Below are 20,151 nucleotides of genomic sequence, written 5' to 3'. Positions count from 1 at the left end.
TTAACCAGCGACTCCTGTACTGTAAAGTTAGGTTCAACAGAATACATTTTCTCTCATTAAAAATACAAAAATACATTTTATAAAAAAATTATGACAAATATCTATTTTGGGATTAAATATATTATAATAAATAAATATATATACGTTTCGATTTTAATTTATACTTCGATTTTACAAATAAAAACAATAATTTTGCTACACACACTTTTATTTTTTTGCTATGGAAGTAAGCACTTATAAAGAAATTAACATTTCAGGCTCAGTCAGGCGGATCGAATGACAACTCTTACATCCACTACATCCGGCATTACTCTTGTCACGCCCGCCTACACGAACCCGATTTTAATTCAGGCGGGGACTGCGGTTGGCAATACGGCCGGCATCGGAATTCAAAGCAGCCTTACGACAATAGCGTGGACCATCACCAATAGCGGTGCTGTCACCGGCACAACGTATGGTATCAACCTTTTGGGAACCGGCACTGTTATCAACAGTGGGACCATAAGCTCCACAGCGCCGGGCGGTCAGGGAATTTCTACGAATAATGGCGGCTTTGTTAGCAATCTAAGCACTGGAACCATTTCCGGCAGTCAGTTCGGCATTACGCTTTACAGCAGCTTGGGAACGGCTGCGACCATTATCAATGCAGGACTCATCAAAGCTTCCACAGGCACTTCATTCGGCCACGCTGTCCTGTTGGCAGGTAACTCCTCAGATTTTCTGAACAATTCGGGGACTATCCAGCAAACAGGGACAGGTACAAGCACCGGTGACCTTGCTGCCGTTCGCCTTATAAGAGGTGGGACGATTCTCAACACCGGCCTGATCAGTGTTTCGAATACAACCGGGATGGGCATTGTTCTCAATAACGGCGGCACAATCACCAACCTTGGCACTGTCTCTGCCGCCTCCTCGGCCCCCAATCTTACCAATGGAACGGGCCTTGCCATCAATATGACCGGCACAGGCACAAATTTGCTGCAGCTGGGTGTTGCATCCACGATCAATGGTACTGCTAGCGCCAATTCTACCGGCACCAATACGCTGGAGCTGTTGTCCGGAACATCAACCGGAACGGTCAATGCCTCAAACTTCCTCAGTTTCCAGACCGGAACAGTTGATGCAGGGGCAAACTGGGTTCTACAAGGAACTGCAAACAACAGTTTTGCCCGCTTGTTAAATAGCGGCACCCTGACCAACACCGGCTTGATTGCAGGTGCCTCTGTCTCCTTGATCAATGGAGGCGTGCTCAGCAACGCAGCAACCGCAACCATATCTGGTTCTGCCAATGTCCTGATTGGGGGTGACGCAGTCAATGCCACCGTCATCAATTCCGGCAGAATTATTGCCACCGGCGCAAATCCGTGGGCGATCATCCTCTCGGGGAATGTGACCAATAATGCTGGCGGCGTGATCCAGGCCCTGCCAAGCAATGGTTATGGCGTCCAGATCAGCACTGGGACTGTCTTAAACAACGGTACTATCACCGGTGGAACAGCAACTGGTGGTGCGGCCATTGCTCTCGTTGGCGGAGCCACCTCTACATCAGCTACAGCAGTCGTTAACAATACCGGAACCCTGCTATCCAGCGGAGGATTTGGTATCACTGCTTCGGCAGCTGTCACTGCTACCATCACTAATAGTGGCCAGATTCAGGGTGCAAGATATGGTGTCAACTTAGCTGGAACAGGCACTATCACCAATAATGCCAGTGGCACTATTTCATCCGCGATCGGCGTTCTGATTTCGAATGCAGGAACGGTCACAAATGCCGGCGGTGCAGTCATTACCGCCTCTTCAGTCGGCATATCATTTGCTGGTGGAGGAACTGTTACTAATAGCGGCCAGATTCAGGGCGGATTGGTTGGTGTTTCCTTTAGTAATGGAGGCTCTGTCACCAACAATGCCAGTGGCAGTATTTCAGCCAATGGCCCTACCGGCGCGACCGGCGTTCTGATTTCAGGCGGGGGCACAGTTGTCAATAATGCCAGTGCCACCATCAGTGCTGCCTCTGTCGGTGTTTCGCTCGTCAATGGGGGCACCCTCACCAATAGCGGCCAGATTCAAGGGAGTTGGGGTGTTATTGGTTCCCTCGCTGCCATTGGTGTTACGAACAGCGGTACCATCACTGGCCAGACAGATGGTGTTTATCTGTATAACGGCGGCACCGTTAACAATACCGGCGCAGCGGCCCTGATTCAGGGAACAAGGTATGGCATCTATGGTAGTGCCAGCAGTGGCGCCACAGTATCCGTTACTAATTCGGGCAAAATTAGTGCCACTGGCTCTGCTGGCGTTGCCGTTACCTTCGTAAATTCAGGGTATGTGAACAATCTGGCCGATGGTACCATCTCTGGAACTACCTTTGGTATTGTTACTGGTGGCTTCCTGAGCCTTGTTAATGCCGGAAGCATATCTGCTAGCGGTGCTGGGGGATACGGCGTTTCATCCGATGCGGGTGGTATTGTCACCAATCTGGCCGGTGGAACTATTAGTGGTAGCCAGTTCGGTGTCATGGTTTTCAGCACCAGCTCAACTGCGCCCGCTACACTCGTCAATCAAGGCAATATCACCGCTTCAACCAACAATAATACATTCGGTCATGCCGTTATATTGGCAGGAAATTCTTCAGACTTCCTGAACAACTCCGGCACTATTCTGCAAACAGGCACGGGTGCAAGCGTCGGAGATATCACTGCTGTCCGCCTTGGACGCGGTGGCACACTCCTGAACACCGGGCTTATTTCCGCAACAGGCACCCTGGGAATTGGTGTTGTTCTCAACGTGGGCGGCACGATTAAAAATCTCGGCACTATCTCTGCTGCCGGCACAGCCGCCAACACAGGGAATGGCGTTGTTGGTGCAGCCGTCTATCTGGCTGGCACAGGCGCAAATACTCTGCAGCTGGGTGTTGCATCCACCATTATGGGAACGGCTGTCGCCAATGCTGCCGGAACCAATACGCTGGAGCTGCTGTCCGGAACAGGAACCGGGACCATTACCGGGCTGGGAGCAAATTACATCGGTTTCCAGAATGCCGTTGTTGATACCGGGGCTAACTGGTTTATCGGAGGCGTGGCAAGCGCCAATACAATTATTGCCGGAAGCAATTTTACAAACAGAGGAACACTGACAGTAAACTCACAGCTGTCAACCGCTGGGACCCTGAATAATCAGACAAGTGCAGCAATTAATGGAAATATTGCAATTCTCGCAGGCGGAAGCCTTACAAATAGTGGTTCTATAATAGGTACAGTCAATGGCTTCAATAGTGCTATTCTAACAAATAGCGGGACCATTACTGGATCAGGAGGAATTGCTGTCTCCATGATTGACCAAAATGGGTCAATCGGCAATACTATTAATAACTTTGGTGTGATTATTGCCAATAACGGAGGCACAGCTGTTAACCTTGGCGATATCGGAGTAGGAGTTAATGTACTTAACCTGAATGCTGGTCAGACAATTATCGGTTCTATAGTTGGCCAGGGCAGCATCAATCGCTTGAATCTTATAGGCGCCTCTACTGGCACCAACGCACCCCCTACCCTTTCAGGTCTTGGCTCGACAATTACCGGGTTTAACCAGATCACAGCAACCTCTGGTTCAAATTGGCAGTTGACAGGCAATAACTCGGTTTCCAATACACAAACCTTTTCTGTAGTTGGAGCCAACCTCACAAACGCAAGCAACGCTGCCTTCACCGGTGCATTGACCCTGGGATCAGCCGGTACGCTCACCAATCTCGGGACCCTGAGTGCGAATTCTAACGGTACCGCCGTGATCATGAATTCGGGTGCCAATCGTCTGATACTTTCCCCCACGGCATCAGTAACAGGCATAGTTTCCGGTGGTGGAACTTCCGGTAGCGGAACGCAGAACTGGTTGGTACTGGAAAGCGCTACAAACCCCGTTACAACAACAATTATCTCCGGTACAATTACTGGAATCGGCACCCAGTATATCGGCGTCAATGTTCAGATTGATACAGGTGCCACCTGGACCGCATCCGGGGCGAATACTATTGCCTCCGGCCTGACCATGAACATTCTTGGCACGCTGGAAAACCGGGGGACCCTGAATAACAGCGGCCTCATTTCGAATAGTGGATCGCTTGATAACTACGGTACGATCAATGGATCGGTCAGTCTGCTTTCAGGGGGGCAGTTCACCAATCAAAACGGTGCAGTGTTTAACGATGGTGGTGCAGCAATTGCCGGACAACAGGTTACAATTACCAACAGTGGTACTCTGTCCGGTAACGGCACCAATGGATACGGCGCATCTATCGCTGGTGGCGGCACAATTAATAATTCTGGTGGTATTACCGGTGGTTTCCGTGGCATTCTGTTTGGCGGCAGCCCAGCAGTCGTCAATAATTCCGGTTACATTGAAGGCTCAATTGCAGACGGTATTCGTCTGCTTGCTGGCGGAACCATATCAAGTACTGCTGGCGGAGTAATCAAAGGTGGCACGGCTGGTATTTATGCCACGGCTACTGTCGTTGGCACGACCGTTCCTGATGCAATAACTATCAACAACGGTAGTAATGCTATCATTGGTGGAACAGGTACGTCTGGTGTCGGCATTAGTCTGGCATATAATGGAACAATCATAAATGCTGCTGGTGCCTATATCACGGGTGGATCAGCTGGTATTATTTTAAGCGGTGGCAATACTGTATCCATAAACAATAGTGGATCTATTACAGATAACGGGATCGGGACGTGGGGCATCTCTGCCGCTTCATCAATCAATGTTAATATTATCAATAGCAGCCTGATTTCGGGCAAAACATATGGCGTGGCTCTTGGAGGAGGCACCATTGTAAATGAGTCTGCTGGAATCATTGCCGGGACCTCTGCAGGCATTACTGCATCAGGATTTATAACACTTACTAACTCCGGAACTATAGGAAATACAACGGCCAGCAGTGCAGTTGTATCCACCAATGGTGGTAGTATTACCAATGCGACCAGCGGAATAATTTCCGGAGTTCAGTTTGGCATTTCTCTGTCCAGTACCAACGTTGCGAACACGGTTATTAACGCTGGCCAAATCCTTGGTGCCAGTAATGCCACATTTGGTCAGGCTGTTTTTCTGAGTGGAAATGCGTCTGATAGTCTGAGCAATTCCGGCACCATCACTCAGTCAGGGACAGCTGCTGGCGCAGGTGACTTGGTGGCAGTCCGCCTCGCAGCAGGTGGCACTATCACCAATACCGGTTTCATTGGTGTCACGAATTCTCTGGCCAATGCAATTGTTCTCAATGTCGGTGGAACAATCACCAACCTTGGCACCGTCTCTGCAGCCTCCTCGCCCCCCAATCTTACCAATGGAGCGGGCCTTGCCATCAACATGACTGGCACAGCCGCCCCTAACTTGCTGCGGCTGGGTGTTGGATCAACGATTATTGGTACTGCTAGCGCCAATTCTGCCGGCACCAATACGCTGGAGTTGTTGTCCGGAACATCAACCGGAACGGTCAATGCCTCCAACTTCCTCGGTTTCCAGACCGGAACAATTGATGCAAATGCAAACTGGGTTCTACAAGGAACTGCAAACAACAGTTTTGCCCGCTTGTTAAATAGCGGCACCCTGACCAACACCGGATTGATCGCAGGTGCCGCTGTCTCTTTGATCAATGGAAGCGTGCTCAGCAACGCAGCAACCGCAACCATTTCAGGTGCGGCCAATACCCTGATTGGGGGTAATGCAGCCAACGTAATCAATTCCGGCAGAATTATTGCCACCGGTACAAATCCGTGGGCGATCCTCCTCTCGGGCAATGTGACCAATAATGCTGGCGGCATAATCCAGGCCCAGTCAGGCAATGGTTTTGGCGCCCAGATCATCAATGGAACCGTCTTAAATAACGGGGTTATCACAGGCGGAACAGGAACGGGCGGTGCGGCCGTTGCTCTCGCTGGCGCGGTCGTCACCACACCAGGAACAGCATTTGTTAACAATACCGGAACTCTGCAATCCAGCGGAGGATTTGGTATCAGTTCTTGGCCATCTATCACCGCTACCATCACCAATAGCGGTCTGATTCAGGCTGGAAGATATGGTGTCTTCGTAGATGGAACAGGCACTATCACAAATAGTGGCACTATTACATCTTCATCCACTTCCAGCACGGACGCCGCGGGCGTTCAGATTTCAAGCGGAGGCACGGTTGTCAATAATGCCGGTGCCACCATCAGTGCGGCCTCTGTTGCTGTTTCGCTCGTCAATGGGGGCACCCTCACCAATAGCGGGCAGATTCAGGGAAACTCGGGTGTTATTGGTTCGCTCGCTGCCATTGGTGTTACGAATAGCGCCACCATTACTGGTCAGACAGATGGCGTTTATCTGAATAACGGCGGCACTGTTACCAATACCGGAACGGCGGCCCTGATTCAGGGAACAAGGTATGGCATCTATGGTAGTGCCAGCAGTGGCGTCACAGTATCCGTTGTTAATTCCGGCAAAATTAGTGCCACTGGCTCTGCTGGTGTTGCCGTTGCCTTCGCAAATGCAGGATATGTCAGCAATCAGGCCGGTGGCACCATCACTGGAGCATTCAATGGTATTACTGCCAGCGGCTTCCTGAGCCTCATTAATGCTGGTTTTATATCCGGTGGAAGTGCAGGCACAGCAGCCATTACAGCCGTTGGGGGCGGTATCATCACCAACCAGGCTGGCGGGTCCATTAGCGGTGGCCAGTTCGGCGTCGTCCTTTTCAGCCCTAGCTCAACTGCTCCAGTTACTCTCGTCAATCAGGGCAATATCACCGCTTCAACCAACAATACTTCATTTGGTCATGCCGTTATATTGGGAGGAAATGCTTCAGATTTCCTGAACAACTCCGGCACCATTCTGCAAACAGGCACGGCTGCAAGCGTCGGAGATATCGCTGCTGTCCGCCTTGGACGCGGTGGCACACTCCTGAACACCGGGCTTATTTCCGCAACAGGCACGCAGGGAATTGGTGTTGTTCTCAACGTGGGTGGCACCATTATCAATTTCGGCACTATCTCTGCCGCCGGCACAGCCGCCAACACAGGGAATGGCGTTGTTGGTGCAGCCATCTATCTGGCCAGCACAAACGCAAATACTCTGCAGCTGGGCATTACATCCCGTATTACAGGAACGGCTGTTGCCAATGCCGCCGGAACCAATACGCTGGAGCTGTTGTCCGGAACAGCAGCAGGGACCATTACCGGACTGGGAAGGAATTACGTCGGTTTCCAGAATGCCGTTGTTGATGCCGGGGCTACCTGGACCCTCTCGGGCACCAATACAATTATTACCGGAAACAATTTTACGAACAGAGGAATAGCAATTAACGCTGGCACTTTCTCTGGTGCCATGACCTTGGCTGCCAGCTCGGTAATGACCAATGCGGCATCAGCCATCTTGTCAAATGGCACGCTGTCCTCCGCTATTTTCGGCACAGGAACATCTGCCGCCATTATCAACAACGGCACCATTCAAGGTGCACAATCCGGTACGGCACTTATTTCTCTGGCTGCTAGCTCTACCCTGACAAATATCGGACAAATCATACAGACAGGCTCTGCAGCCACCGGCCTTAGCATGGCTAATGGTGGAATAATTGTGAATTCCGGAACTATTTCCGCTGCAGGGGGAAATAATACCGGCATTGTAATGGCATCCGGCACAATCACTAATTCTTCATTGATCATAGCGGGGAGTGGTCAATCAACTGGTATCAGCATGACAGGGGCTGGTAGCATCAATAATACTGGAACAATCAGTGCAATTGGCGCGCTTAGCCAGGCTGTCATTCTGGCAGGGGGTGGCACAGTCACCAACTCCGGATCCATTCTGACCCAGGGCTCAGCCAGAACTGCGATCAACTTCGGTGCTGGTAATAGTCGTCTGGCAATTAGCGGCAGCAGCACGATTGTTGGCCAGGTGACGGCTGCCGGAACCGGCAACGTGCTTGAGCTGGATGGTAATGGCACCACGCTGAGTGGGTTTGGCACACAATATACCGGCTTCCAGACCATCAATGTGAAGGGTGATGGATGGGTGTTGGCGGATACGCTGACCAACACGAATATCCTGATGCAGACGACCGGCACAGTGACGGTCTCGCAAGCGCTGGCTGCATCCAACACCATCACTATGGGGGGAACAAGCTCTGCTGGTGCTGCATCCGGAAACATTATCATCAGCACGCCAGGCACAGCATTGGCCGCGACTGTTTCCGATTTTGGTAACGGTGAATCCATCACCCTGACTGGATTGGCCTATCAGGCTTCCGATGTGGTGGATGTGGTAAGCAGTGGGGGGAATGTCTTCCTGATCCTGTCTCATGTTGCCGGTGACGGGACCAAGACCCAGTATTACTCGATCAAGCTTGATCCGAACGCGCATGATCAGAACTATAAGATGCGTCAGGCTCAGGGCGGGAATGGCGTAACGGTCTATGATGACGGCACGCCCTGCTATGTGCATGGCACGCTGATCCTGACGGATCGTGGTGAGGTTCCGGTTGAAGATCTGCAGATCGGGGACAATGTGATCACGGCGAGTGGGGCGGTGCGTCCGATCCGCTGGCTTGGACGCCGTAGCTACAACGGTCGCTTTATCAAGGGTCGTCTTGATGTGCTGCCGGTTCGTATCCGTCAGGGGGCTTTGGACGGGGTTCTGCCGAAGCGGGATCTGCTGGTCTCCCCACTCCATGCGATGTTCATCGATGGTGTTCTGGTTCCAGCCGGTCGTCTGGTGAATGGTGTCTCTATCATTCAGGAACAGCATGTGGAGACAGTGAGCTACGTGCATATCGAGCTTGATACGCATGATGTGGTGATTGCCGAGGGTGCTGCCTCCGAAACCTATGTGGAGGACAACAACCGGAAGATGTTCCACAACGCGCACACCTACGCTGGTGAGGGGGCTTCCAAAATCCAAAAGCGCAGCAGGAAGCGGAATGGCATTATCAGTGCCAACTACTACGCAACCCGTGTGGTCGATGGCATTATGTTGGAAAGCATCCGTAAGAGACTGATGGAACATGTTATCCATCAGAAGAATGCGTCAGCCTTCATGGCGAAGCGCTCAGCTTGAGTGCTTCACTTCTCAACCAAGAATAGCTTGAGAAAAGCAGGATAAAAACAATCCTGCTTTTCAAAGGAAATTCCTGTTGAGAAGCGCTGTGTTTAAGATCAACTGTATTTTGTATGAAAGAATTTTTCTTTGGGGGAGGCAGCATGGTATCCTCCCCTCGCCTTCTTCAGGCATTATCTGGCTGTATTGGTTTCCTATTCCACTATACGCCGAATAACTTGATACAACTCATCCAGCGTACATGGCTTTGGAAAAATTGCTGCCTCCGGATAGCGTTGATGGAGGATATGCTCATCCGCATGAGCAGAATGAAAAAGTAAAGGTACGCCGGCTTGATGTAATCGATCAGCCGCAGGAAATATATCCCTATCCGCAAGCCGGACGTCCAGAAGCGCAGCTGTCAGTTTTGTGTCTTTCAAATCATCCAGTGCACTGAGCGTTTCATCCAGTGTTGCCAGAGGCCCAATGACGGTGCAGCCAGCTTCCTCAAGGGTTATCTGAAGATCGAGAGCAATAAACATCTCGTCCTCTGCCAGAAGAACGAGCTTAGCCATTGCTTAGTACGCCATGAGGAAGTTGAAGAGTGATGAACAGATCACTCTCATCTATTGATCTTTCTATCTGCCCACGCAACTGACGCACACTGGTCTCGACCAGCAGAGATCCGAACCCTCTTTTTACAGATTCAATAACCGGTTTTACCTGATGTTCATTCCATATCAGGTGCAGGCCATTTTCAGACCGTTTCCATGTGACGGATAAGGATGCACCATCCTTTCCGTCCAAAGCGCCGTATTTCACCGCATTCGTAGCCCATTCATGTAAAATAAGGGCAAAGGAAGAAAGAGCAGACTGATCAATCAGCGTGGAAGGGCCATAAATATCTATTTTTGTGTCATGACGATAAGGGGCCAGCGTGACCTCTACCAACTCCTGAAGATCAATAGCCTTTGGCTCACCTCCTGATGCGGCCAGTGAATGGGCATTGCCAAGAGATGCGATACGATCACGTATATCGCGTGCAAAGGTCGGAACATTGTCGTGACCGCGCGAAACAGCCGTTACAATTCCAGCAATAACGGCAAACAGGTTTTTGACACGGTGATTCATCTCGCGCAGCATAAGGTGGCGCGTTTCAGCAAGCGTGTATTCAGGCGTTACATCAATAGAAACACCCACCAAACGCGTGGGAGCACTACCGGCAATAATGCGGCCAAATCCTTTTATCCAGCGTTTAGTATCATCTTTAGTCCTGATACGGAAACTTGCTTCATAATCTCCGTTGCCGGAAGAGGCTCGTCGCAACGCTGCTTCAACGGCTCGAATATCCTCTGGATGGATACGTTCGAGCAAGGAACTGATTTTTCCGCCTTCTACACCATCGACATCGAACAGCTTCTGCTCAACCTCATCGATTACGGTTTCACCCGTTTCCGGGCAGTATTCCCATATACCGATCCCTGCTGCCTTGATGGCGATATCCAGACGCTCGCGCTCTGCGGCCAGCTGCCGTTCCATCACAAGCGCATCGGTGATGTCAGTCAGCACTAGAGTAGCACCATCCACAGTGCCTTTATGAGTATTATATGGAAGAACACGCATGGAATAAATGTGCTTTCCATCCCGCGTCGTCACCCTGCGTTGCAAGGATTCAGCGCCACAGGCCACAGCCCTCGCATCTTCGAAATATTCGATTGTCGCAAGCCTGCTGGCCACATCCGACAAAGGACGGCCACGGTCAGAGGGCTTTAAAGGGAAAATCCTTGTTGCTGCCTCTGTATAACTGCGCACTTTAAGGTCTGCATCCAGCACAACCACGGCAAGATCAGTAGATTCAAAGAAATTACGAAGATCGGAATTTGCGACAGTCAGCTGATGAACCTTGCTTTTTAACTCATCATTAACGGTTGCAAGTTCCTCGTTTGTTGACTGAAGCTCCTCGTTCATCGACATCATTTCTTCGTTGGAGCTTTTAAGCTCCTCATTTGCGGTCTCCAGTTCCTCAACTGCAGAGCGCAGACGATACCGTGTCAAGCGGAGTTCATCTTCCAGGGCTTCACGATGATCGTCCTCGACCTGAATTTCATAGACTTCAGAATCTTCCAGTGGTTTGAACGGCCCACTATCACGGATAACGAAAAGCAGACATCCATCGTTTAAAGGATCACAGGTTACTTCAACAGGCTGTGTACCAAAGTCGGTTTCAACAGCAACATCACGAACAACAACGTTCCGTTTTTGGTCACGCCCCTGACGCAGAAGCGCACCCATGACATCCCTTAACCCTGGGCGGGCCAGATTGATTGCACTGCTTCCGCCTGTTCTGGTCACTGGAAATTCAAAATAACGGCTCAGCTTACCATACGCCGCCAGAATGCCTCCATCGGGATCCACCACAAGGCTTGGTGGGGCATAGCGTTCCACCAAGCGTCTTATCGCTGCACTTTCGTCTCCGAGCGCGCTGGTATCACCCTTACCTCCTCTTTCCCTTATGGAAGAACGCTGACGCAAGTTGGCAGGTAGATCAATCGGATAATTCGGTGCCCCCGGAGGACGGGTAAAAATGTGCGCATGCTGGTTAATGATCGGGAACAGATGTTCAAAGCGCCCAACACTTTCTGATGGACCAAGAAAAAGATAGCCGCCTGCGCGGATGGCATAATGCAGAAGTGGAATGACAGTCTGCTGTAATCGGTCAGCAAAATAGATCAGCAAATTGCGACAGGAAACCAGATCGATTCTCGAAAAAGGTGGATCTTTTATAAGACTGTGATTGGAAAAACGGATCATATCCCTAATCGGGGAGATAATTGAAAACCGCTCTGCATGAGGAACTGTATAACGTTCTCTCAGTTCCACCGGAATATCTATCAAAGCCGAAGCCGGATATGAACCTTCCCTGGCAAGGGACAACATTTGTTCATCTATGTCCGTGGCAAAAATCTGCACGGCCAATGGCTGACCAGTGGTTCGCGCTGCTTCTGCGCACAAGATTGCAATCGTGTAGGCTTCTTCTCCGCTAGAGCAGCCGGGAATCCATATCCGTATATCCTCATCGGCCGCACGCTCACGCAGCAATGGCTCGATCACTTGGCTGCGCAGTGCCAGGAATGCTTCTGGATCACGAAAAAAACGGGTCACATTGATCAGAAGATCACGGAACAATGCCTCACGTTCTACGACATCCTCTCTGATCCGGTTTACATAAGCACGACCACTGTTGATTCCCAACACGTGCATACGCCGCTCAACACGGCGAATCAGGGTTGAACGCTTGTAACCTGCAAAATCATGCCCTGTATTAGCACGCAGTACACGGCATAATTCATCGACGTGATCAGCCACGATCACGGTTTCAATATCCAGCTGATCAGTCATTCGTCGATTGAAGAAAGTCTTTATACAGTTCAGAATTTCGCCGGCGGGGCATATGAAATCGACAAGACCCGTTCCCACTGCTGAAAGGGGCATACCGTCATAACGGGCAGTCTCAGGCTGCTGTACAACGCAGAGTCCGCCATTTTCCTTGATGGCCCGCAATCCGGTTGTACCATCTCCTCCCGTGCCCGACAGGATAACACAGACAGCATTTTCCTGCTGATCACTGGCAAGAGACAGGAAAAAATCATCGATTGGACGACGCAATCCACGCGGCTGCTGAAATTGAGTGAGCTCTAGAATACCGTTACGGATGACAAGCCCATGACCTGGAGGAATGATATAGACAATATCGGTCTCTATTTTCTCTCCCCCCTCACACTGAATCACCTGCAGGGCGGTGTTGCGATCCAGGAGCTGAGCCAGCATGCTTTCGTGGTTAGGGTCCAGATGCTGGATAATAACATAGGACATCCCGGTAGGGAGCGTGGCAGTGGAAAGCATGTCGCGCAGGGCTTCCAGCCCCCCTGCTGAGGCGCCTATCCCGACAACGGGAAAGGAGGCAGCCTGATTTTTGTTCCCTTTTCTGTCGGCCGCCAGAGAGTTGTCATGCATCTGGTACGTTTTCCAGCTCCGCTAGCGTCATCTTGGCCTGGGCAACGAGGGCCGAGGTATTGGCGATCGTCAGCACTGTCCCTTGAACCACGATGCCTCCATCTTTCTCAATGGAACGTAAACCACCCAGTGTGGCTGCCAGTTCCCTGTCATAGTTGATAAGAAGATCAGGATGGGAACGGCTGACATCAAACTGAGATGCGAAAATGTATTTAGTCGTTCCGTCCGCCCCTTGCAGACGGGATAAAGAGAGCAGATTAACGAACGGAACCTTGTCCTTACGGAAGTTAATAACTGGCGTTCTTACGCTGGCCTGATCATGATTCTGCAGAAACTGTCTTATTTTTGCTTTTCCTGCCTCATTGTCAGCATCACCCTGCAAAAACCGGCAATTCTTGCCAATGACTTCGGCCGAACTATATCCGGTCAAGGCGCTGAATGGCCCGTTGACCCACAGTAGGTCATGATTCCCGTCAGGTGCCGCCAACGCCAGCGCCACCCGGGAGTGCCGAAAATAATCTATCAGATAGGCAGGGGCTGACTGTTTCACGTATAATCCTTCTGCCGCTCGTTTAATAAGATACCGTGTTTCTGCGCAAGATGAGAAAGATATTCATAAATTATTTTGTTATATTCAAAATATATGCAATAAAATTTAGGTTTATTTTCTTATAAAGAAATACCAACTTTAGTTTCCAGCATAAGAACAAAAATTCTTATGCAACTTTCCGAATTATACACTGTTGCAGTCCGCTTGGGTCCATTCACCATCAGGCGGCATTCATCGATGAAGCAGATAAGCTCCGACTTCTGGACTGTAAGGGGCAGCTTCAAACTGGCTGGTTTATACGATGTAGGCACCCATATGTCAGTGATACGCAGAAGGAGCGGGCACTTCATCCTGCTCGATAGCTACACTATCAGCGGCGAGCACTATGAAGCTCTGTCCGAGATGACAGATCATGGGCAAGCTATCGATGCCATCCTCAATGTTCATCCTTTCCACACACTTCATTGTGCTTCCATCCATCGGCTTTTTCCCCATGCCCGCCTGTATGGGACACGGCGACACCGGGAAATTTGGCCAGATCTTAACTGGGAAACCGGGTTGATTGAAGACAGGGAGGTACAACAGCTTTTTGGCGATGATCTCGAATTCTCAGTGCCGGAAGGAATCGATTTTATTTCAACCAACCCAAGGGTCCATACGGCTTCTGTTCTGGCACGGCATCGCACCAGCGGCATCGTGCACGTTGATGATACTCTGAATGTTGTGAAAATACCTCCTATCCTCAGGCGGTTTCTGCCATCTCCCCAGCTGACTTTTCATCCTTTGCTGGGAAAAGCCCTGCAGAAAAACGCCGATGCTGCTGACCGCTATATACGCTGGGCCTCCGGCCTTGCACGGCAGTGGCGGGATACGCCCGTTGTCTGTGCCGCACATAGCGACATCCACCATTTGCAGGGGACTGATTTTCAGGAAGAAGTCTTGCAGGCACTGGAAGGGGTTAGAAAAACGCTGGAGCGTCATCGCTTGCGATACGCGGCCCATTGATCTGATCATTCCGGCCTGAACCCGGACCGTTATCACAGCGCTTGCGACATTTGATATAAATTGGTCACCCTGCTATAAAAATGTACATAGTTTGCACCAAAAATGTTCGCTTTTGCAGGGTCTTCTCGGGCATGCGTCGTTTTCTTATTCGCCACCAACCCTCCCAGCCAGCCCGCGCCGCGATTCTGGCAGGTATTGGAGGATTGCTTGGAGTTGGCTCGATAGGAGCAGCTGCAGCCTATTCTGAATTGCCGATGTTAATTGCACCGTTCGGGGCCAGCAGCGTTCTGCTGTTTTCGGTGCCTCATAGTCCATTATCCCAACCCGTCAACGTCATTGGTGGTCATCTTGTATCCACGCTGACTGGTCTGGCGTTACTGGCTATTCTACCGAACACATGGTGGGCTGCTTCCCTTGGTGTCGGTCTGGCCATCGCCCTGATGACCGTTCTGCGTATGACCCACCCGCCAGCCGGGGCCAATCCGCTTGTTATCTTCGCTCTAAATCCGGATATGAGCTTTGCATTTGTGCCCATTCTGACCGGCTCATGCGCCCTTATAGCCATTGCAGCCTGCTTTCACAAGCTCAGCGGTACCCCTTATCCCGTGCTGCACAGCGGTAACCCTGATCTGACAGCTAAAAGTGAGACCGCCATGCAGTAGCTGGTTGCATTTGCACCCTGATCTGGCACACAGTCAGCCAACGGTAGATAAGGGAATTGATATGGATAGCGATGATAAAAATGTCACGGCCGCGCTGCTGACCGTTGCGGCGACGATCGGGCAGGCCAGTGAAGAGCTGGTCATAGAGCGCTATCTGCGCTTTGCCCAACGTGTCACAGGGCATGATCCAGATACTGGCCCGATGAAAGCGTTCTGGGAACGTGCAGAGCGTACCCACGACAAATAGAGCGAGCAGCCGTTATCACAATACTTAAAAAAGAAATATAACCTTATTTAATTGTCGTTCCGGCATCTGTTGTCCATTCTGGAAAGAACGAAACAGCAAAAAAAGGTGCCGCTATGACCCCACAAACAAGTGATCTGATCGCTGCCTTGCTGGCAACGGCCGCAGCCGTCAGCGGCACCAGTGAAGATGTGGTGATGGAACGCTATCATCGCTTTCTGCTGCGTCTGGAAGGGAAAGACCCTAACCACCGCGACGCTGGAAAGGCACAGGATCTGGATTGAGCAGTCGTTAGCCGCTTGCTCCGGAACTGTCACAAGAAGCACACTTGATTGATGACCTGTTGCGCGTTCACAATACAACGTGCTGCTTTGTGACAGTTCCGGATTTCACTACGTGCCAGCCACCATGTCGCCTTCAGACTCTGCAATGCTTTTTCCGGCTGCCCCACCGGTCTCCGCTTCTTCCGGTCTGACAGTAACGGGCGATATTATTGCCTTGCGTCTTGTCGACGTCGCCTACGAAATGGACCTGAAAGAGGCAGAACGACTCTGGCTGCAACGCCAATCAGATGAGAGGTCACGCCCTGCCCGTGCCAGCCTCAGCACGACCTCTCCCAAAGCGGTATCATTCGGCAATCCTCCACTGACCATTGATCTCGGAATCCGGCATCTGGTTGTTGGCCTGGCAACGCATGAAGTGGCGGTCGCCGTCCGGTTGTATGATTTTGGCGCTCTCGTCATTGAAATACGGCGGCCTGTCACGGATATGCTCTGGCAGGATTTCGTGGCGCTCCATGACGGCATATTTACGGTTCTGGATAATGAGGAAACAGCGACGGTCTGGCGCGATATCCTGTCTACTCTGCGTAAAACCCTTTTGCCCTGTTGGAAAAAACCCACAGATGGCTCTTTGCAGGAAGATTACCAAATCGCTTTTGTCCGCCATTTCAATGAACCGATCAGTATTGACGCGCTGGATACAAAAATTGACATCGCCGCCCTGCTTTCCGGCGAAACCCGCCCTCTCTCCCAACAGGCACGGCGTGATCTGCTGCGCCAGCGCTTTTCCTATTACGAAGATGATCTGGTCATCCTGACCTGGGACCGAGCTTTCATTATCGATGCCCGAGGTGACAGTGATATTCTGGATGTGCTGGAAGTCGCCAATGCCCAGCTGCTGGAGATGCGGTTCTATGACGAGCTGCTCGATGCCGAGCTTCCCCGTATGTATAATATGGTAGAAGCAGCCCGGAAGCGGTTCGATATGTATGCACCCCGCCGTTTTGCAACTCTGGCCCGGCGCTTTCATACGCTGGTGGCAGAGGTGACGGAGCTGACCGAGCGGGTCGATAATGCGCTTCAGGTGACGGAAGACGTCTATCTGGCTCGTATTTATGGCGCGGCCCTTGATCTTTTCCGCGTCAAGGCCGTCAGTGCAGCCGTGGATCGTAAGTTGGACATCGTGCGGGATACGTATTCGGCCCTCTATGAAGAAGCTGCCGGCAGCCGTGGACAAATGCTGGAAGTCGCCGTCATCCTGCTGATCATGATCGAAGTTTTTCTGGCGTTATTACATGTCGAACACTGATCCGGCTGCCGCGATTGGCTCCCTTCTAAACGTCATGCGTCGCCTGCGCGATCCTGAGGGAGGCTGTCCATGGGATATCCAGCAAAGCTTCGCCACCATTGCACCTTACACGATTGAGGAAGCCTATGAGGTGGCAGATGCCATCAGCCGTGGTGACCGCGCGGCACTCCAGGATGAGCTGGGGGATCTGCTGCTTCAAGTCGTCTACCATGCCCAGATGGCATCCGAAGAAGGCAGTTTTGACTTCGCTTCTGTCACTCAGGGCATCACTGACAAGATGATTCGCCGCCACCCTCATGTGTTCGCACCGGAGGATTGCGACCCTGCCACATCCGGTCACGGAACGGCAGCATGGGAAGCCAGGAAACAGGCGGAACGGCTGGCCAAGGCGGAAACAGGTGTGCTGGCGGGTATATCGACCAACCTGCCTGCCCTCAGCCGAGCCGCAAAGCTGACGGCAAGGGCCGCACGGGTCGGCTTTGACTGGTCTGATGCCAATGCCGTGCTGGAAAAACTGGCCGAGGAAACGGCGGAGTTGCGTGCCGAATTACCCTCGGCCGATCCTGAACGGCTGGCAGATGAGCTGGGGGACATGATGTTCGTGATGGCCAACCTCGCCCGCAAGCTGCGCCTGGACCCTGAAACTGTCCTGCGGGCTGCCAATGCAAAATTCGAGCGTCGCTTCAACGCAGTGGAAGCATCACTGGCCCAAAAAGGGTTGTCTCCGGCCGATGCCGGGCTGGATGCCATGGAGGCAGAGTGGCAGGCTGTCAAAAAGCGGGAACGCGAAGTTTCTCAGCCCTGACCCAGCAATGCCTGCGCCAGACGATGCCAGCTTTCGGCATCGGGAGTACAAAGTAATCCGCCCTCATGCCGTAGCGGGCTGTATGGTCGACCATCGAACTGCGCAGAATATCCACCGGCTTCCTGATGCAGCAACACACCAGGGGCGTGATCCCAAGGCATCAGGCGATTGAACAATAAAAAATGGCAGTGGCCACCTGCCAGCATACGATATTCATGGGCTGCACAACGAAAATCGAAGCTTTGTGCAACCTGCGCCATACCCTGACAGACGGAACTGCGCAGTGGCTCGGCCATAAAGCGCCATGATGCAGCGCCGGTCATGGCCGCAACCGGTACCGAGACCGCAACCCGCAGATCCTGACGCGTGCCGTCCGGAAAGCTGATCCATGCCCCCTCTCCCCGAAAAGCAAAGGCGGTATCGCGGCTAACTGGATCATGAATGATCGTGGCCATGATCTCACCCCGACTCAGCACCGCTGCCATGCAGCCGAACAGGGTCAAACCTGCCGCAAAATTGGAAGTGCCATCTATCGGGTCTACCACGAAAGCCAGATCAGTATCCGCCAGTGCATTCAGCAGGGACGGCGTTTTGGCGGCGGCCTCTTCACCGACCACAAGGGCAGATGGAAACTGTCGCAGCAATGCCTGTGTAATCCATTGCTCCGCTGCCTCATCCGCATCAGTCACGAGATCGAGCGGGCCGGTTTTCATCCGCACCGACTCTGCTGACAGCCGACGGAAACGGGGCATAATCTCCCGAACTGATGCCTCGGCCAGAATACCGGCGACAGTCTCAATCTGCGCGACGGTCAGACGGGTCATTGGCTTGAAGCATCCTGTTTATCGACTACCGGGCGCGCTTTATGAAGACGTTCAAAACGGGCCTGATCAGCCGGGCGCAAACGAACGGTAACGGCGATCATGCCATTCTCAGCATCATCCTGACGGTCCAGAACTTCTCCATGCTCATGCAGCCATGCCATGGCCGCACCATCCGCGGCAGGAACAGAATAATGCGCGATGGTAAGGCCGGCGGCAATTCTGGCATCAATAACAGCCTGCAACTCATCCAGTCCGGCGCCGGTGATGGCGGAGACAGCCACACTGCCCGGCGCCACGCTGACATGCTCAACTCCGCCGAGCAGATCAGCCTTGTTCAATACCTCGATCATCCTGCCGCGCCAATCGGCATCCAGATCATGATCACGGACCATTCCATCCAGAACCAGCTGCACATCATGACGCTGTGCCGCCGTATCCGGGTGCGAAACATCCCGAACATGGAGGATGACATCGGCCTCGGCCACCTCTTCCAATGTGGCACGGAAAGCGGCGATCAGTTCGGTGGGCAGCTCGCTGATGAAACCGACCGTATCTGACAGGATGACACGACGTCCCGAACGCAGGCGTAATCCACGCATGGTAGGGTCAAGGGTAGCGAAAAGCTGGTCTTTTGCCAGAACGGTGGAACCGGTCATGGCATTGAACAGTGTGGATTTACCGGCATTGGTGTAGCCTACCAATGCCACGACAGGAAAAGGCACACGCTGCCGGGCCGTGCGATGCAGGCCACGGGTTCGGCGCACCTGTTCCAGTTCGCGTTTCAGCTTCACGATCCGGTCGGTAATCAGACGACGGTCAGCCTCGATCTGGGTTTCACCGGGACCACCGAGAAAGCCGAAACCACCGCGCTGACGCTCCAGATGGGTCCAGGACCGCACCAGACGGGAGCGTTGATACTCCAGATGTGCCAGTTCGACTTGCAGAGTACCTTCGCGTGTAGCGGCACGCTCACCGAAAATATCCAGAATCAGACCGGTCCGATCGATGACCTTGGTGTTCCAGGCCCGTTCCAGATTTCGCTGCTGCACCGGGGTCAGGGCTGCATCGACGATAACAACCGTGATGTTTTGACCTGCCAGTGCCTGGCCGGTCAGTTGTACCTGTCCCTCGCCCAGCAGGGTCGAAGGGCGACGCGCACGCAGCGGCAGAACACCGCTATGCACCACCACCAGGCCGATAGAGGCTGCAAGCCCCACGGCCTCGGCCAACCGAGCCTCGGCAGCGCGGCCTGCGTCCAGCCGTTCTACCTTATCCCCCCGCTCTGGCTTTTCCCATGGGAGAATGACCGCTGCCCTGGCCGGGCCGGAGGAGACAGAATTGGCTGAATGGTCAGTCGAAGAAAAATCTTGAATTGCCATATCCTCTGACGCGGCATT

At 52.3% G+C, this 20,151-nt stretch carries 12 protein-coding genes; 7 read left to right on the top strand and 5 right to left on the bottom strand.

Features of this window, described 5'->3' with window-relative positions; translation table 11 throughout:
* Positions 1-276: 276 nt before the first annotated feature.
* The gene (locus GBCGDNIH1_RS18190; RefSeq protein WP_011631842.1) at positions 277-9,081 is read left to right on the top strand and encodes a Hint domain-containing protein; all 8,805 of its coding nucleotides are present in this window, start codon (positions 277-279) and stop codon (positions 9,079-9,081) included.
* Between the two features lie 194 nt (positions 9,082-9,275).
* Here the strand turns inward: GBCGDNIH1_RS18190 and GBCGDNIH1_RS18185 are convergent, their stop codons facing one another.
* Genes GBCGDNIH1_RS18185 through GBCGDNIH1_RS18175 form a run of 3 tightly spaced genes read right to left on the bottom strand, consistent with a single transcriptional unit; the run spans position 9,276 to position 13,624 of the window.
* Positions 9,276-9,635 carry a response regulator gene (locus tag GBCGDNIH1_RS18185; RefSeq protein ID WP_011631841.1) on the bottom strand — a complete coding sequence of 120 codons (360 nt, stop codon included), beginning with the start codon at positions 9,633-9,635 and terminating at the stop codon, positions 9,276-9,278.
* Positions 9,628-13,074 (bottom strand): chemotaxis protein CheB, encoded by a 3,447-nt coding sequence (locus tag GBCGDNIH1_RS18180; RefSeq protein WP_011631840.1) that lies wholly within the window; start codon positions 13,072-13,074, stop codon positions 9,628-9,630. The genes GBCGDNIH1_RS18185 and GBCGDNIH1_RS18180 overlap by 8 nt, the downstream gene beginning before the upstream one ends.
* Positions 13,067-13,624 carry a PAS domain-containing protein gene (locus GBCGDNIH1_RS18175; RefSeq protein WP_011631839.1) on the bottom strand — a complete coding sequence of 186 codons (558 nt, stop codon included), beginning with the start codon at positions 13,622-13,624 and terminating at the stop codon, positions 13,067-13,069. The genes GBCGDNIH1_RS18180 and GBCGDNIH1_RS18175 overlap by 8 nt, the downstream gene beginning before the upstream one ends.
* Positions 13,625-13,792: 168 nt before the next feature.
* On the opposite strand from GBCGDNIH1_RS18175, the gene GBCGDNIH1_RS18170 reads away from it, so the two are divergent.
* The 6 genes from GBCGDNIH1_RS18170 to mazG all read left to right on the top strand — a co-directional run bounded on the left by GBCGDNIH1_RS18170 (position 13,793) and on the right by mazG (position 17,930).
* Positions 13,793-14,629, top strand: a complete 837-nt coding sequence (locus GBCGDNIH1_RS18170; RefSeq protein ID WP_011631838.1) for a hypothetical protein — start codon at positions 13,793-13,795, stop codon at positions 14,627-14,629.
* A 131-nt stretch (positions 14,630-14,760) separates the two neighbouring features.
* Positions 14,761-15,291 carry an HPP family protein gene (locus tag GBCGDNIH1_RS18165; RefSeq protein ID WP_025286588.1) on the top strand — a complete coding sequence of 177 codons (531 nt, stop codon included), beginning with the start codon at positions 14,761-14,763 and terminating at the stop codon, positions 15,289-15,291.
* Positions 15,292-15,352: 61 nt separating this feature from the next.
* On the top strand, positions 15,353-15,538 hold the full coding sequence (locus GBCGDNIH1_RS18160; RefSeq protein ID WP_025286587.1) for a hypothetical protein: 186 nt from the start codon (positions 15,353-15,355) through the stop codon (positions 15,536-15,538).
* A 113-nt stretch (positions 15,539-15,651) separates the two neighbouring features.
* Positions 15,652-15,819: a hypothetical protein gene (locus GBCGDNIH1_RS24760; protein ID WP_011631835.1), complete on the top strand. Its 168-nt coding sequence runs from the start codon at positions 15,652-15,654 to the stop codon at positions 15,817-15,819.
* 112 nt (positions 15,820-15,931) lie between these two features.
* On the top strand, positions 15,932-17,125 hold the full coding sequence (locus GBCGDNIH1_RS18155; protein WP_196768645.1) for a hypothetical protein: 1,194 nt from the start codon (positions 15,932-15,934) through the stop codon (positions 17,123-17,125).
* Complete coding sequence (gene mazG, locus GBCGDNIH1_RS18150; protein ID WP_011631833.1) at positions 17,112-17,930, top strand: nucleoside triphosphate pyrophosphohydrolase; 819 nt, start codon at positions 17,112-17,114, stop codon at positions 17,928-17,930. Before GBCGDNIH1_RS18155 ends, mazG begins: the two co-directional genes overlap by 14 nt.
* Here mazG and GBCGDNIH1_RS18145 read toward each other — a convergent pair.
* On the bottom strand, positions 17,921-18,754 hold the full coding sequence (locus tag GBCGDNIH1_RS18145) for an inositol monophosphatase family protein (protein ID WP_011631832.1): 834 nt from the start codon (positions 18,752-18,754) through the stop codon (positions 17,921-17,923). The genes mazG and GBCGDNIH1_RS18145 overlap by 10 nt on opposite strands.
* Positions 18,751-20,133: a GTPase HflX gene (hflX, locus tag GBCGDNIH1_RS18140; protein WP_011631831.1), complete on the bottom strand. Its 1,383-nt coding sequence runs from the start codon at positions 20,131-20,133 to the stop codon at positions 18,751-18,753. Before hflX ends, GBCGDNIH1_RS18145 begins: the two co-directional genes overlap by 4 nt.
* Positions 20,134-20,151 lie beyond the last annotated feature (18 nt).

It is taken from the genome of Granulibacter bethesdensis CGDNIH1, from assembly GCF_000014285.2.
GTDB classification, from domain to species: domain Bacteria; phylum Pseudomonadota; class Alphaproteobacteria; order Acetobacterales; family Acetobacteraceae; genus Granulibacter; species Granulibacter bethesdensis.
Note: the sequence above shows the minus strand (reverse complement) of the source record. Positions and strands in the feature narration are given on the sequence as shown.

Bases quoted from the DNA above. Each gene is read 5' to 3' on its own strand.
- GBCGDNIH1_RS18190 (WP_011631842.1), top strand. From the start codon at position 277: ATGACAACTCTTACATCCACTACATCCGGCATTACTCTTGTCACGCCC.
- GBCGDNIH1_RS18185 (WP_011631841.1), bottom strand. From the start codon at position 9,635: ATGGCTAAGCTCGTTCTTCTGGCAGAGGACGAGATGTTTATTGCTCTC.
- GBCGDNIH1_RS18180 (WP_011631840.1), bottom strand. From the start codon at position 13,074: ATGCATGACAACTCTCTGGCGGCCGACAGAAAAGGGAACAAAAATCAG.
- GBCGDNIH1_RS18170 (WP_011631838.1), top strand. From the start codon at position 13,793: ATGCAACTTTCCGAATTATACACTGTTGCAGTCCGCTTGGGTCCATTC.
- GBCGDNIH1_RS18165 (WP_025286588.1), top strand. From the start codon at position 14,761: ATGCGTCGTTTTCTTATTCGCCACCAACCCTCCCAGCCAGCCCGCGCC.
- GBCGDNIH1_RS18160 (WP_025286587.1), top strand. From the start codon at position 15,353: ATGGATAGCGATGATAAAAATGTCACGGCCGCGCTGCTGACCGTTGCG.
- GBCGDNIH1_RS24760 (WP_011631835.1), top strand. From the start codon at position 15,652: ATGACCCCACAAACAAGTGATCTGATCGCTGCCTTGCTGGCAACGGCC.
- mazG (WP_011631833.1), top strand. From the start codon at position 17,112: ATGTCGAACACTGATCCGGCTGCCGCGATTGGCTCCCTTCTAAACGTC.
- GBCGDNIH1_RS18145 (WP_011631832.1), bottom strand. From the start codon at position 18,754: ATGACCCGTCTGACCGTCGCGCAGATTGAGACTGTCGCCGGTATTCTG.
- hflX (WP_011631831.1), bottom strand. From the start codon at position 20,133: ATGGCAATTCAAGATTTTTCTTCGACTGACCATTCAGCCAATTCTGTC.